Below are 14,101 nucleotides of genomic sequence, written 5' to 3' on the forward strand. Positions count from 1 at the left end.
GAACATGACTCGCACCGTAGCGTTGATTACCGGGGCCGCCAGCGGGATCGGCCAGGCCCTGGCGGTGGCGTTCGCGCACAAGGGCGTTGCCGTGGTGGGCGGCTATTACCCGGCCGACCCCCATGACCCCGAGATCACGGCGCGGCTGGTCGCCGACGCCGGCGGCGAATGCCTGATGGCGGAGCTGGACGTGACCCGGACGGCCTCGGTTGACGCCCTGGCCGAGCAGGCGATCAGCCGCTTCGGCCGGATTGATTACGCGGTCGCCAATGCCGGCCTGCTGCGCCGCGCACCGTTGCTGGAGATGACCGACGAGCGCTGGAACGAGATGCTCGATGTCGACCTCACCGGCGTGATGCGCACCTTCCGCGCGGCGGCCCGGCACATGGGCGAGGGCGGCTCCATGGTGGCGATTTCGTCGATTGCCGGGGGCGTCTATGGCTGGCAGGACCACTCGCACTACGCCGCGGCCAAAGCCGGTGTGCCAGGGTTGTGCCGCTCGCTGGCGGTGGAGCTGGCGCCCCGGGGGATTCGCTGCAACGCCGTGATCCCCGGGTTGATCGAGACACCGCAATCGCTGGACAGCAAAAACTCACTCGGACCGGAAGGCCTCGCCAAGGCGGCCCGTGCCATCCCGCTGGGCCGTGTCGGCCGGGCCGATGAAGTCGCCTCGCTGGTGCGCTTCCTGTGCAGCGACGAGTCCAGCTATCTCACCGGACAAAGCATCGTCATCGATGGCGGCCTGACCGTGCGTTGGCCGGAGTAGGGCGTAGCGCCGATCCGCTATTGATTGCGCCACAAGCCGCAGACTGAAAGAGGAAGCACCATGCAACTGGTCAATAAACGCGCGGTGATTACCGGCGCAGGCAGCGGCATCGGCGCCGCCATCGCCCGGGCGTATGCCGAGCAGGGCGCGCGGCTGGTCCTGGCCGATCGCGACGCCGTCACCCTGGCGAACACCGCCCAGCACTGCCGCGAGTTGGGCGTCGAGGTGGTCGAAAGCGTCGCCGATGTCGGCACCGTCGAGGGCGCGCAGGCCGGCGTCGACGCCTGCGTTCAGCACTTTGGCGGCATCGATATTCTGGTCAACAACGCCGGCATGCTCACCCAGGCCCGCTGTGTCGACCTGACCCTGGACATGTGGAATGACATGCTGCGGGTCGACCTGACCAGCGTGTTCATCGCCAGTCAGCGCGCCTTGCCGCACATGCTGGCGCAGCGCTGGGGACGCATCATCAACGTCGCGTCGCAGTTGGGCATCAAGGGCGGCGCCGAGCTGACCCATTACGCTGCGGCCAAGGCCGGGGTGATCGGCTTCAGCAAATCCCTCGCCCTGGAAGTGGCCAAGGACAACGTGCTGGTCAACGCCATCGCGCCTGGCCCGATCGAAACGCCGCTGGTGGCCGGGATCAGCAGCGCCTGGAAAACCGCCAAGGCCGCCGAGCTGCCCCTGGGGCGCTTTGGCCTGGCGGAAGAAGTGGCGCCGGTCGCCGTGCTGCTGGCCAGCGAGCCCGGCGGCAATCTGTTCGTCGGCCAGACCCTGGGGCCGAACTCCGGCGATGTGATGCCCTGATGTCCAGGCGAGAAGAACAGAGCAGCCGCGAATAGCTCATCACCAAATAAAGCAGGAGCGAATGACCATGTGTGGACTCTGCGGCTTGCTGGGCGAAGACGTGCACTGGAGCGACCCCCTCGGCGACGAATTGCCCCGTCGCCGCGAACGCCTGCGCCGGATCGCCGCGATCAACAAGGTGGTGGCGCCGTTTCGTCTGAAGGTCGAGGACTTTCAGGGCGTCTCCTACCTGCTGCTCGGCGCCACCGGCAAGCAGGAACTGGCCAGCGGTCTCGACCAACTGTGGCAACGGGCCGAGCAGTTGATCGGCCGCCCGCTGGATCCACTGGATGAACGACTGCTGGACCACCTGGAGCAGCACCCATGAGCATCGCCCTGAACGTCATCACCGGTTTTCTCGGCAGCGGCAAGACCACCTTGCTCAAGCGCCTGCTGCAGGGCGAAACCCTCGGCGACACGGCACTGTTGATCAATGAATTCGGCGATGTCGGCATCGATCACCTGCTGGTGGAAGAGGTCGCGCCGGACACCGTCCTGCTGCCCAGCGGCTGCGTCTGTTGCTCCATTCGCGGCGAATTGCGCGATGCCCTGACCGACTTGCTCCAGCGCCGGGCAAAAGGTGAAGTGCCCGCGTTCCGACGCATCCTGCTGGAAACCACGGGCCTGGCCGATCCGGCGCCCATTCTCGCCACCATCAACAATGACCCGCACCTGCGCGGGCGGGTGCACATCGGTCTGGTGGTGACGGTGGTCGATGCCAGCCATGCCGCGCTGCAGGAACGCCTGCACCCGGAATGGATGGCCCAAGTCGCCGCCGCCGACCGACTGCTGATCAGCAAGACCGACCTCGCCGATGACGATGCGCTGCGAGCGCTGCAGCGGCGTTTGCAGTCGATCAACCCCGCGCCGGTGCTGACCACGGATGCCATTCAGAGCGGCGATCAGCTGCTGCTCGGTGACGGGCTGCACAGCAGTGAGCCCGCGCAGGAAGTCGCGCGCTGGCACCTGATGGCCGTGCGCTCGACACCCGCCCGCCATGGCGAAGCGCAGGTCTGCTGCCTGACCTTCGAACGTCCGTTGGACTGGGTCGCTTTCGGGGTCTGGCTGTCCATGCTGCTAAGATGCCACGGCGAACGAATCCTGCGCGTCAAAGGACTGCTTAACGTGAACAACAGCCATGCCCCCGTCGTCATTCATGGTGTGCAGCATTGCCTGCATGCGCCGGTGCACCTGCCGCGATGGCCCGGCGACGACCGTCGTTCGCGATTGGTGTTTATCGTGCGCGGGCTGGACACCGCGCTGCTGCGCCGCTCCTTCGAGGCGTTCACCGACCGCCTGGCGCCGGCACCCCGGGAAGCGCTGGCATGACGGTGACGCTGCGGGTCTTGGGCACTTCGGTGACGCTGCTTGAATCCCTGCGGGTTCGCGCCGAAGAGGACCTGGGCATCAAGCTGGTGTATCAGGTGCATGACGTGCAGACCGCCCAGCGCATCGCGGTCATGCAGCCCGACAGCTATGACCTCTATGACCAGTGGTTCCACAACGTGGATTTCGTCTGGCCCGCCCGCGCCATCCAGCCCATCGACACCCGCCGTGTCGCTTTGTGGCACGAGATCAATGACTTGCCCAAGCGCGGCAGGCTGTCAGCCAGTGACCGGCTCGGCAGCGGCAGCGTGCCCAGCGAGCGGTTGTTCGTGCAGCACGACGGCAGCCTCGGCAGCGCGGTAAGTGAGCGGATCAGCATGTTGCCACTGACCCACAACGCCGACAGTTTCGCCTATCGACCCGAGCGCCTTCCCGCCGGTTTCAGTTCGGCGGACGAGAGCTGGGGCTGGCTGGTTGATCCGGCGTGGTGCGGGCGGGTGGCGCTGCAAAGCGACGCGGCCATTGGCGCGCTGGACGCTGCACTGGCGGTGCAAGGCGCGGGGCTGGCGCAGTTCAGTGACATCGGCAACCTGAGCATCGAAGAGATCGACGTGCTGGCCGACATCCTCGTGCGCAAGCAGGGGCAGGGCATGTTCGGCGCGTTCTGGTCTGACGATGAAGAAGCGGCGGAGCTGATGTTGCACCCGACGATCGACATCCAGAGCCTATGGTCGCCGACCCTGGTGCGCTTGCATCGCGCCGGCGTGAAATACCGTGTCGCCGTCCCGCGTGAGGGCTATCGCGGCTGGTTCGGCGGGTTGTCCCTGTCGCGCCATGCCAAGGGCGCGGTACTCGATGCGGCCTACGCGTACCTCAACTGGTGGCCGTCCGGCTGGCCCGGCGCAGTCATGGCCCGCCAGGGTTATTACATCGGCAACCCGGCGCGCAGCCGCGAACACCTGAGTGCCGCCGAGTGGGATTACTGGTACGCCGGGCTGCCCGCCCGGGAACAGCTGATGGGCAGCGACGGCTTGCCGCTGATCGACATCGGCGAAGTGCGCGATGGCGGCTCTTACGAGCAGCGCATGGGCCACATTGCGGTGTGGAATGCCGTGATGGATGAACACAACTACCTGGTGCGCCGCTGGGGGGACATCTCCCGGGCCGGCAGCAAAGGCACGCGCAAGCAGTGAAGCCCTGGCGCGGGCCGTAAGCCGGGGCGTCGCGGACCGCTGCGCTGGCGTCCCTGCAAAATGCCCGGCTGGCTGATTAGCCGATAAACACGTTCACAACCATCGATTACTCATGGACTATAGGCGCCATTTGGCGGCCTCTACAGGAGGCCTGCGCTCGTAGCTTCAGGATCCCGTGAATGAACATCAAGATTGAAGCGCTGATCGCCCGCAAGATCGGCTTCGCCTCCCACCAGAATGCCGTTCCCCTCGTGCGCGAATTGAGCCTCTGGAACCAGGAAGAAACCACCCTTGAAAACCTGGTACTGACCTTAAGCACTGACCCGGACTTCGTTGAAAGCCGAAGCTGGAATATTGACCGCATCCATCCCGGTGATCGCCTCAGCGTCTCTGATCGCGACATCAAGCTGAACGCCGGTTACCTGTCCGGCCTGACGGAAAGCCTGAACGCCGACGTGATCATGCGCGTGTCCCAGGGCGAGACGGTGCTCGTCGAGCAGCGCTTCCCCACCGAAGTGCTCGCCCGCACCGAATGGGGCGGGTTGAGCGCGATGCCGGAGTTGCTCGCCGCGTTCTGCATGCCCAACGACCCCGCAGTGGACCGGGTGCTCAAAGCCGCCTCGCAGGTCTTGCGCCGTGCCGGCAAGAAAGACGGCATCGACGGCTACGAAAGCAAATCCCGCACCCGCACCTGGGAGCTGGCCTCCGCCATCTGGTCGGGGGTGTGCAGCTTCCAACTAAGCTATGCGCTGCCGCCCGCCAGTTTTGAGCAGCAGGGCCAGAAAATCCGACCGCCGAGTGTGGTGCTGGAAAACGGCGTGGCGACGTGCCTGGATACCGCACTGTTGTTCGCGGCCGCGCTGGAGCAGGCCGGGTTGAATGCGTTGCTGGTCATGACCAAGGGGCACGCGTTCGCCGGTGTCTGGTTGCAGCCGCAGGAATTTTCCCAGTTGCTGACCGATGAAGCGTCGGCCGTGCGCAAGCGTCTCGATTTGAAAGAAATGCTGGTGTTCGAGACGACCCTGGCGACCCAGGCGCCGGCGCCGAGTTTTTCCCGTGCGGTGGCTGCCGCCGAACGGGAGCTCGACGATGAGCCGTTCATCATGGCCGTGGATGTGCACCGCGCCCGGATGCAGAAGATTCGCCCGATGGCGCTGGTGTCAGCTGTCCCGGTCGATGGGGCCGACGATGCACCGCCTGTGTTTGAGGGGCTGGAGGAAGCGCCGTCGCTGCCGGGGTTCGATGTCGAGATCAATGAAGACGCCTCGGGCCCGGCCGGGAAACTGACGCTGTGGCAACGCAAACTGCTCGACCTGACCACGCGCAATCGTCTGCTGCATTTGCCGGACAGCGCCAAAGGCGTGCGTCTGCTGTGCCCCGACCCTGCGGCCCTCGAAGACCTGCTCTCCAGCGGTCAGCGCATCCGCGTGGTGGCCGTCCCAGACCTGAAAAGCGGCGGCCGCGATGAGGCCCTGTATGAACAGCAGAACAACGAAAGCCTGGTGGACGAAGTGGCCCGTCAGGCACTGGCGCGCGGCGAAGTCCTGGCCAGTCTGGAGAAGGTCAAGCTGGAAGCCACGCTGATCGACCTGTTCCGCAAGGCCCGCAGCGATCTGGAGGAAGGCGGGGCCAACACGCTGTTCCTGGCCATCGGCTTCCTGAAGTGGAAGAAAAGCGCCGACGACCCGAAAACCTATTCCGCGCCGCTGATTCTGTTGCCGGTCAAACTCGAGCGTAAAAGCGCCTTGTCCGGCGTCACCCTGAGCCTGCTCGACGAAGAGCCGCGTTTCAACCTGACCTTGCTTGAGCTGCTGCGCCACGACTTCGAGTTGATCATTCCCGGGCTGGACGGTGAGCTGCCCAGCGACGGGAGCGGCATTGATGTGGCCGGCATCTGGAACAGCGTGCGCCGGGCCGTGCGCGATATTCCCGGATTCGAGGTGAGCACCGAACTGGTGATGGGCACCTTCTCGTTCGCCAAATACCTGATGTGGAAAGACCTGAACGCCAACGCGGCGCAGCTGCTGCAAAGCCCTCTGGTCAAGCATCTGCTGGACCCCGACACGGCGGGAGAAGGCTTTTCCGGTTCGGCCGAATTCCCCCGGCCCGAGCGTCTGGATGCGACCGTTACGCCGGCGCAGCTGTTCGCACCCTTGCCGGCCGATTCGTCGCAAGTGGCAGCGGTGGTGGCATCGGCCAACACCCGTAGCTTTGTCATGGACGGTCCGCCCGGCACCGGTAAATCCCAGACCATTGCCAACATGATCGCCCACAACCTGGCCCTCGGCCGGCGGGTGCTGTTCGTGGCGGAGAAACGCGCGGCCCTTGACGTAGTGTTTAGGCGCCTGGCGGAAAAGGGCCTCGGCGAGTTCTGTCTGGAGCTGCATTCCAGCAAGGCGTCGAAGGTTGAAGTGCTCAAGCAGCTGGACCGCGCCTGGGACGTGAGTGAAGCGTTGAGCGCCGAGGAATGGGAGCGTGAAGCCGCGCGGTTGCAGGCCCTGCGCTCACGGCTCAATCAGCTGGTCGACGTGCTGCACCGACGCTGGGATAACGGCCTGACCCTGCACCAGTCCATCGGCCGGGTGGTTCGCGACCACAGCCCGCAGACGCCAAGGCTGGCCTGGGAAACGGGCACGGAACACGATGGGGCCGAGTACGCCGGGTTGCTGGATCTCGCCCGTCGCCTGGGACTCAATGGCAGTGCCGCCCGCGACCTGTCAGGTAAGTTTGGCGCCCTGGCGCAGACCCAATGGTCGAACGCATGGCAGGCACAGATTGCCGGTGCCGCACGGGAAGTGCCCCTGTCGCTCGATGAATTGAACGCCGCCAGTGAGCGGCTGCTGGCACTGACCCACGTGCCGTTGCCGGTGGCTGAAGTGGCTCAGGTCCAGCAGCTGCATGATCTTGTCGCCCTGATCCTTGAATCCCATGGCCTGAACCTGTCGTTTGCCTTTGCACCCGACGCTGCCGCGCGTATCGAAGCCGCCCGGCGCAGTTGCCAGTTGCTCGAGAGCTATCGGGAGCTTGAAGAGACCCTGTCACTGGATTACGCCGATGAAGCGTGCCGCCGTGTGCCGGTCGCGCAACTGCGCAGCGGGTGGCATGAGGCCGAGGGCAAGTTCTGGTTCCTGGGAACGCTGGCCCAGAAAAAGGTGGCGAAGAAACTCGCCTCTCTCGGTGGCGCGGCGGGCCTGCCGGACACCGTCGGCGACCTCGCTATTTTTGAACGCCTGCACGCCCAGCTGCTGGAAATGGACGCGTTGGCCAGCGACATGCAATCGATCCCTGGCTGGCAAGGGCTGAAGAGCGACCCGGTGCGCACGCTGCAGGCCGTGACCCTGGCCGAGGGGTTGCGCAGCAGGCTGATCGGGATGGCCGACTCCCCCGAACACCTGGTTGCCCTGCGCGGCGCCGTGGCGCGTCTGGTAATCGACGCGAACGACATGCTGGCGCCGAATGGTCAACTCGCTACCGCGGTATCGACCTTGCAGCAGGGGTTGTCCCGCGTTGAGGTGGCCGTGCGTTTGTTCGCCGCGCTGGCGTGCACAAGCACTCAAACGTCCCTGAGCGTGGCGACACTTCGGGCGATGTCACTTGCCATCCAGCAGCAGGAAGAGCAGCTCAAGGCGTGGTGCGACTGGTGCCGGGTGCGCGAACAGGCGGCCGAGGCCGGCCTGGCCAATCTTGCCAAGGAACTGGAAGTCGGCAGTCTGTTGCCGTCTACCACCGAGGAGACCTTCGTCACGGCCTATGCCCATTGGTTCGCCACCCAGGGCATCGACGGCGAACCGTTGCTGCGCAATTTCGTCGCGGCCGAGCACATGAGTGACATCAGCGCCTTCGTGCGCCTGGACGACGAGCTGGCGAAACTGACCGTGCGCTACATCCGCGCCAAACTCTGCGGATTGATTCCGTCCAAGAACGACATTCCCAAAAGCAGCGGCTTTGCCATTCTCAAACACGAGCTGCAGAAGTCGCGCCGGCACAAACCGGTCCGGCAGCTGGCGATCGAGATGGGCGATGCGCTGAATTGCCTGGCCCCTTGCATGCTCATGAGCCCGTTGTCGATCGCGCAGTTCCTGCCCGCCGATCAGCCGCCGTTCGACCTGGTGATCTTCGACGAGGCGTCGCAAATCGCGCCGTGGGACGCCATCGGTTCGATTGCCCGGGGCAAGCAGGTGATCATCGCCGGTGACCCCCGGCAGATGCCGCCCACTAACTTCTTCAACCGTGGCCCGAACGCCGGTGACGACGACACCGCCGAAGACATGGAAAGCATCCTCGACGAATGCCTGGGGGCAGGGGTGCCGAGCCACAGTCTGAGCTGGCACTACCGCAGTCGCCATGAAAGCCTGATTGCCTTCTCCAATCACCGTTATTACGACAGCAACCTGATCACCTTCCCGGCCGCGGAAACCCGCGCCAGTGCGGTCGAGTGGCGCAAGGTCGAGGGCGTCTACGCGAAAGGCAAAGGGCGTTACAACCAGGCCGAAGCCCAGGCCATCGTCGATGAAACCGTCAAGCGCCTCACCGACCCTGCGTTTGTGGCGGCGGGGTATTCCATCGGCATCATCACCCTCAACTCCGATCAGCAGAAGCTGATCAACGACCTGCTGGACGCGGCCCGCAAGCAACACCCGCAGATCGAGCCGTTCTTCCAAGACACCCAGACCGAGCCGGTGGTGGTCAAGAACCTCGAAACGGTCCAGGGCGACGAGCGTGACCTGATCATGCTCGGCATTGGTTATGGCCCCACCGAACCCGGTGCGCCGGTGATGTCGATGAACTTCGGGCCGCTCAACAAGGACGGCGGCTGGCGCCGGCTCAACGTTGCCATCACCCGGTCCCGGCGGGAAATGCTGGTGTTCACCTCGTTCGATCCGTCGATGATCGACCTCAATCGGACCAACGCGCGGGCCGTGCGGGATTTGAAGCACTTCATCGAGTTCGCTCAACGTGGGCCGAAAGCGCTGGCCGAGGCGATACAAGGCTCGGTCGGCGGCTATGACTCGCCGTTCGAGGAGGCGGTCGCCCAAGGGCTGCGGCGTCTGGGCTGGCAGGTCGTACCGCAGATCGGCGTGTCACGTTTCCGCATCGATCTGGGCATCGTTCACCCCGATCGTCCGGGCGACTACCTGGCGGGTGTTGAGTGCGACGGTGCCACCTATCACAGCGCGGCCACTGCCCGGGACCGGGACAAAGTGCGCGGAGCCATTCTCACCGGACTGGGCTGGAACCTGCTGCGGCTGTGGTCCACCGACTGGTGGGTGGATAAACACGGGGCGTTGCAAAAACTGCACGTCGCGCTGAACGATCTATTGGATCAATCACGACGGGACAGCGCGGCCGAACGGGTTGATGAAGCCGTCGCTGCGCCGGCAGTGGCTGATAAGGACCCCGTTTAAGGCGCCTGATCAGCCAATGCCGGCGTGAGGATCAGATCGGCGTGTTCATCAGTTCGCGCACGCGAGCGGCCAGTGTTTCAATGGCGAAGGGCTTGGTCAGCACATGCATGCCAGGCTCAAGCTGGTTGGCGCCGATGGCCGCGCTTTCCGCGTAGCCGGTGATGAACAGCGTTTTGAGTCCCGGACGGAGTTCGCGCGCGGCGTCGGCCATCTGGCGTCCGTTCATCCCGCCGGGCAAGCCCACATCGGTGACGAGCATGTCGACGCGCACGTCCGAGCGAAGCAGCGTCAGTCCGCTGGCACTGTCCGCCGCCTCCATGACGGAATAGCCCAGCTCGCCCAGCACCTCTGTCACCAGCATGCGCACCGTGGGTTCATCGTCCACAACCAGAATCGTCTCGCCAACGCCAGCCGTCTGGGTGGCGGCATTCGGGATGTGCGCTTCATGGGCGCCGGGATTTCCGTGGTGGCGGGGCAGGTAGATGCACAGCGTGGTGCCTTGCCCGACCACAGAGGCGATACGAACCTGCCCCGCGGATTGCTTGGCGAAACCGTAAATCATCGAGAGGCCCAGGCCCGTGCCCTGGCCGATGGGTTTGGTGGTGAAGAAAGGGTCGAATGCTTTCGCCACGACGTTGGCCGGCATGCCGGTTCCGGTGTCGGTGACGCTGAGGGTCAGGTATTCGCCCTCGGAGACCTCCAGCAGCGGCGCATCGGCGGAGCCCACGACCTGCCAGCGGGTTTCGATGGTGATGCTGCCACCGTCCTGCATGGCATCCCGCGAGTTGATGCAAAGATTCAGCAGCGCATTTTCCAGCTGGCTCGCGTCGACCAAGGCCACGCAGCTGTCCGGCGAGCCAACGGTCTGCACGGTGATGCTGGGGCCCACGGTGCGCTGAATCAGCTCGGTCATGCCTTCGACGAGGCTGTTGATCTCGGTAGGGCGCGGATCGAGTGTTTGCCGGCGGGAAAACGCCAGCAGTCGGTGGGTCAGGGCGGCAGCCCGTTTGGTGGCGCCTTGCGCCGTCGTCAGGTACCGGTCGACATCCGTCAGACGACCCTGGGCAAACCTTGCGCTCAACAATTCCAGCGAGCCGGAGATGCCCGCGAGCAAGTTGTTGAAGTCATGGGCAAGCCCGCCCGTGAGTTGACCCACTGCTTCCATTTTCTGCGACTGACGAAGTTTCTCTTCGGCCTGCATCAAGGCTGCGGTGCGTTCAGCCACGCGCTGTTCAAGGGTGTCGTTGAGGGTGCGCAGGGCAGCGATCGCCAGGTCGCGCTGGGCTTCCACCGAACGCCGCTCTTCCACATCGATCAAGACGCCCGGAAAACTGAGGGGGAGACAGTCCTCGCTGAAGTTGACGCGCCCGTTGGCCTCGATCCAGTAGTATTTGCCGTCCGCCCGACGCACCCGGTATTGATGGGCGTAGGCACCGCCGCGACCCAGCGCTTCGTTGATCGCTGTCATGAGCCCCGCCCGGTCTTCGGGATGGACGGTTGCCACCACCTGCTCCAGGCTAAGCCCTTCGTGGCCCAGCATCGGATCGAGTCCAAAGGCCCGGGCGAAGGCTTCGTCCACGGTGAAACTGTCGTTGGGCAGGTCCCAGTGCCACGTGCCGAAAATCGCCCCGGCCTCAAGCGCCAGCTGCACGCGCTCGACGTTGGCGCGGGCGATGGCTTCGCTCTGGCGCAAACGTTCCTCGGCATCCCGCCGCCCCGTCACGTCATTGAAGATGATCGCGATCTGACATTCGGCGGGATCGCCGACGGGCACGGCGCGCACGTCAAACCAGCGCTGAAAGGCTTTGGCATAGCTTTCGAAGGTGGCCGGTACACGGGTCTTGGCCACCCGCCCATAGGTGTCGAACCAGAATTGCTCCAGATCCGGGGCAAATTCTCTGACCCATTTGCCCCGCAGGTTGACGCCAGCCTCACGTTCAAATGCCGGGTTGGCTTCAACAAAGCGATAGTCGACCGGGTAGTCATTGGCATCGAACTTGACCTGAACGATGGCGAAGGCGGCATCGACCGTCTCCAGAATGGTCCTGAACCGTTCCTCGCTCTGACGCAGGGCCGCTTCGGTGTCGCGGATGGGCGTGAGGTCGAGCATTGCGCCGATCATGCGCACCGCCTGGCCTTGAGCATCCCGGATGACGTGCCCGCGGTCGAGGACCTGGGCGTACGTGCCGTCCACCCTTCGAAACCGGTACTCTTCGCTCCAGCCTGTCAGCCTGCCGTCTATCACGTCGTGGATCGAGGTGACGATGCGCTGCCTGTCATCGGCGTGAATCTGTGCCATCCACCAGCGCCGGTCATGGCGATGGTGGCGAGCGGATGCCCGTAGACCCGTTCCAGGGCGTCGTTCCACAGGACGTGGTTGTCTTTCAGGTCCCAGTCCCAGATGGCATCGTTGGTGGCCTTTACCGCGAGGCGGTAGCGGGTCTGAGCCTCTTCGATCGCTTGCTCGGCCACGCCGTCGACTGCGGGCTCAACCGCAGTGTCGATCGAGCCCGCCATCGCATTCTGTCGAATGCCGGTGCACAGACTTTCCAGCCTGAGGGCTTCACTTTTCTTCAATGCCGAACGCAACTGCATGACTTCAGCCTCAAGGGCTTCCCGGGTCAAATGCTTCAAGTGTCCACCTGTAAACGTAACGTTATGACCTGAGACCGAGGGGCGCCATCGGCCCTCCGGGACTGCATCAGCCGGTTGATCCAGCAGTATCGGCGGCCAGCGTTTTACGCTGCATGCTGGCAGAATGCAATTCGGCTTCAGAAAGGACTCGCGCAGAAAGCCAAAGGTTCCAGCCACAGGGTTGATTTGCCAGACCCGACGGGGCGTCTGTTCCGTTGGTTTTGGCGGTGTTGATCGAGCCTGCGGCGATGGGCTGCTCAATGCCCTTGACCTTGCCGCAGTGGAAAGGTCTAGCGTGACCGCTTCGTCTCAACCCTCATCCAGGATGCTTCGTCATGAAAAAGATTGCCGCCGTTGTCAGCGTGATTGCTCTGCTTGCCGTAACCGCCGTCAGGGCCGATCAGGCGGAGGACGTCAAACAGATGCATGAGGCCTACCAGCAATCGATGGGCGCCATGAAAGACGACATGCATCACGGGATGATGAGCGACGACCCTGACGTTGCCTTCGCGGCGGGCATGCTGCCTCACCACGAAGGCGCAGTGGAGATGGCGAAGATCGAGCTCAAATACGGCAAGGATCCGGAGATGCTGGAACTGGCCCGCAAGATTGTGGCGGCGCAGGCGGCGGAAATTGCGCAGATGAAGGCCTGGCTGAAAGCGCATCCGGCCAAGTAAAGCGGCAAAACCCTGCGCCCCTGATCAGGGGCGCTGATGTCCGCCCATGCGGCGTGGCAGGACAACGCAGGCGCTGCTGCGTGCGCATCAATTCGTGATGTTCGCGTCGATTTTCTTGCCCATGCTGATGCGCGGTTCGGTTGAGTAACCCACAGACTCATAGAACGCCTGGACGCTGGCATTGGTGCTGACGATCTGCAGGTTGATTTTCATGCACCCCCGCAATGTCAGGGCGTGCTCGGCATGACGAACCAACTGCACGCCCACGCCTTTTCTGCGATGTGAGGGGTGCACCGCCACCGCATACAGCCATCCGCGGTGCCCGTCGTACCCGGCCAGAACAGTACCCACCACCTCATTGTCCGTCAGGGCGACAAAGAACAGACCGTCCGCAACCGCCAGCTTTTTGTCGATGGCGAGGCCGGGCGTGTTATGGGCGGTTTCGTAGCCGAATACAGCGTTCCAGAGTTCGATCACGGCCTGGCGATGCAGCGCGTCGGAGTAGTTGGTAATGGCAACCATGGTCAGGCTCCTTATTCAGCGGTAGTGGGCGAAGGGATTTTCTGCGCTGGCACTCGCGACTTATCGTCCCGAGACCAGTGCCAGCCGACAGGCCAGCCCCAAAAAAACCGCACCCAGCACCTGATTCAGCCGCTTGGCGATACGGACATTGGTCGCCAGCTTGTGCCCGATCCGACTGGCCAGGAGGATGACTGCGCCGTTCACCAGTAAACCGATGACATTCAAAACCGTGGCGAATATCAGCATCTGCACGACCAGCGAGGCTTTCGTTGGATCAACGAACTGCGGAAATAACGCCAAGACGAACAGTGCCATTTTCGGGTTGAGCAGATTGGTCACCAATCCCTGCCGGAAAATACTCAGAAGCGGCGTGGGCGCAAGGTCGGCATCAGCATGCAGCGGCGACGGGGCGCTGAACGCTTTCCAGGCGAGAAAAACCAGATAGGCAGCCCCCGCGAACCGCACCGCGTCGTAAGCGGCGGGCACATTGATCAACAATTGCGACAGCCCGAGTGCGGCAGCCAGCGCGTGACAGTAGGTGCCCACCTGAATGCCCGCCAGTGAAACGAAACCTGATGCTCTGCCCTGGCTCATGCTCCGCGATGCAATCAACAGCATGTCCGGGCCCGGTGTCAGCGTGAGCGCCAAGCAGGCGCCAGCGAAAAGCAGTAATACCGAGAGATCAATCATCACGTCCCTTCCCGAGGTCATGTAAACGGCTAGTGCAGGCAC

9 protein-coding genes and 1 pseudogene are annotated in these 14,101 nt (G+C 63.9%); 7 read left to right on the forward strand and 3 right to left on the reverse strand.

Annotated features, from left to right (window positions below):
* Positions 1–4 precede the first annotated feature (4 nt).
* The 6 genes from M1E04_RS10485 (at position 5) to M1E04_RS10510 (ending at position 9,536) form a co-directional block, all read left to right on the forward strand.
* A complete protein-coding gene (locus M1E04_RS10485; RefSeq protein WP_296311131.1) occupies positions 5–766 on the forward strand; it encodes an SDR family NAD(P)-dependent oxidoreductase in 762 nt (253 codons plus the stop codon).
* A 60-nt stretch (positions 767–826) separates the two neighbouring features.
* Positions 827–1,573 (forward strand): SDR family NAD(P)-dependent oxidoreductase, encoded by a 747-nt coding sequence (locus M1E04_RS10490; protein WP_065988816.1) that lies wholly within the window; start codon positions 827–829, stop codon positions 1,571–1,573.
* Positions 1,574–1,640: 67 nt separating this feature from the next.
* Positions 1,641–1,940 (forward strand): hypothetical protein, encoded by a 300-nt coding sequence (locus M1E04_RS10495; protein ID WP_065989066.1) that lies wholly within the window; start codon positions 1,641–1,643, stop codon positions 1,938–1,940.
* Positions 1,937–2,941, forward strand: coding sequence for a CobW family GTP-binding protein (locus M1E04_RS10500; RefSeq protein WP_456292914.1), 1,005 nt, complete (start codon positions 1,937–1,939; stop codon positions 2,939–2,941). Before M1E04_RS10495 ends, M1E04_RS10500 begins: the two co-directional genes overlap by 4 nt.
* Complete coding sequence (locus tag M1E04_RS10505) at positions 2,938–4,131, forward strand: ABC transporter substrate-binding protein (protein ID WP_456292915.1); 1,194 nt, start codon at positions 2,938–2,940, stop codon at positions 4,129–4,131. Before M1E04_RS10500 ends, M1E04_RS10505 begins: the two co-directional genes overlap by 4 nt.
* Positions 4,132–4,310: 179 nt before the next feature.
* Positions 4,311–9,536 carry a DUF4011 domain-containing protein gene (locus tag M1E04_RS10510; RefSeq protein ID WP_456292916.1) on the forward strand — a complete coding sequence of 1,742 codons (5,226 nt, stop codon included), beginning with the start codon at positions 4,311–4,313 and terminating at the stop codon, positions 9,534–9,536.
* A 31-nt stretch (positions 9,537–9,567) separates the two neighbouring features.
* Here the strand turns inward: M1E04_RS10510 and M1E04_RS10515 are convergent.
* A pseudogene (locus M1E04_RS10515) lies at positions 9,568–12,053 on the reverse strand (PAS domain-containing protein).
* A 452-nt stretch (positions 12,054–12,505) separates the two neighbouring features.
* Here M1E04_RS10515 and copM point away from each other — a divergent pair.
* Positions 12,506–12,847, forward strand: a complete 342-nt coding sequence (copM, locus tag M1E04_RS10520; RefSeq protein ID WP_065988821.1) for a CopM family metallochaperone — start codon at positions 12,506–12,508, stop codon at positions 12,845–12,847.
* A gap of 87 nt (positions 12,848–12,934) precedes the next feature.
* Here the strand turns inward: copM and M1E04_RS10525 are convergent, their stop codons facing one another.
* On the reverse strand, positions 12,935–13,369 hold the full coding sequence (locus M1E04_RS10525; protein ID WP_456292917.1) for a GNAT family acetyltransferase: 435 nt from the start codon (positions 13,367–13,369) through the stop codon (positions 12,935–12,937).
* A 60-nt stretch (positions 13,370–13,429) separates the two neighbouring features.
* Positions 13,430–14,059, reverse strand: a complete 630-nt coding sequence (locus M1E04_RS10530; RefSeq protein WP_410928882.1) for a LysE family translocator — start codon at positions 14,057–14,059, stop codon at positions 13,430–13,432.
* Between the last annotated feature and the right edge of the window lie 42 nt (positions 14,060–14,101).

The organism is Pseudomonas sp. AK106 (assembly GCF_053903055.1).

Coding starts and splice junctions, on each gene's coding strand:
- M1E04_RS10485 (WP_296311131.1), top strand. CDS start 5: ATGACTCGCACCGTAGCGTTGATTACCGGGGCCGCCAGCGGGATCGGC.
- M1E04_RS10490 (WP_065988816.1), top strand. CDS start 827: ATGCAACTGGTCAATAAACGCGCGGTGATTACCGGCGCAGGCAGCGGC.
- M1E04_RS10495 (WP_065989066.1), top strand. CDS start 1,641: ATGTGTGGACTCTGCGGCTTGCTGGGCGAAGACGTGCACTGGAGCGAC.
- M1E04_RS10500 (WP_456292914.1), top strand. CDS start 1,937: ATGAGCATCGCCCTGAACGTCATCACCGGTTTTCTCGGCAGCGGCAAG.
- M1E04_RS10505 (WP_456292915.1), top strand. CDS start 2,938: ATGACGGTGACGCTGCGGGTCTTGGGCACTTCGGTGACGCTGCTTGAA.
- M1E04_RS10510 (WP_456292916.1), top strand. CDS start 4,311: ATGAACATCAAGATTGAAGCGCTGATCGCCCGCAAGATCGGCTTCGCC.
- copM (WP_065988821.1), top strand. CDS start 12,506: ATGAAAAAGATTGCCGCCGTTGTCAGCGTGATTGCTCTGCTTGCCGTA.
- M1E04_RS10525 (WP_456292917.1), bottom strand. CDS start 13,369: ATGGTTGCCATTACCAACTACTCCGACGCGCTGCATCGCCAGGCCGTG.
- M1E04_RS10530 (WP_410928882.1), bottom strand. CDS start 14,059: ATGATTGATCTCTCGGTATTACTGCTTTTCGCTGGCGCCTGCTTGGCG.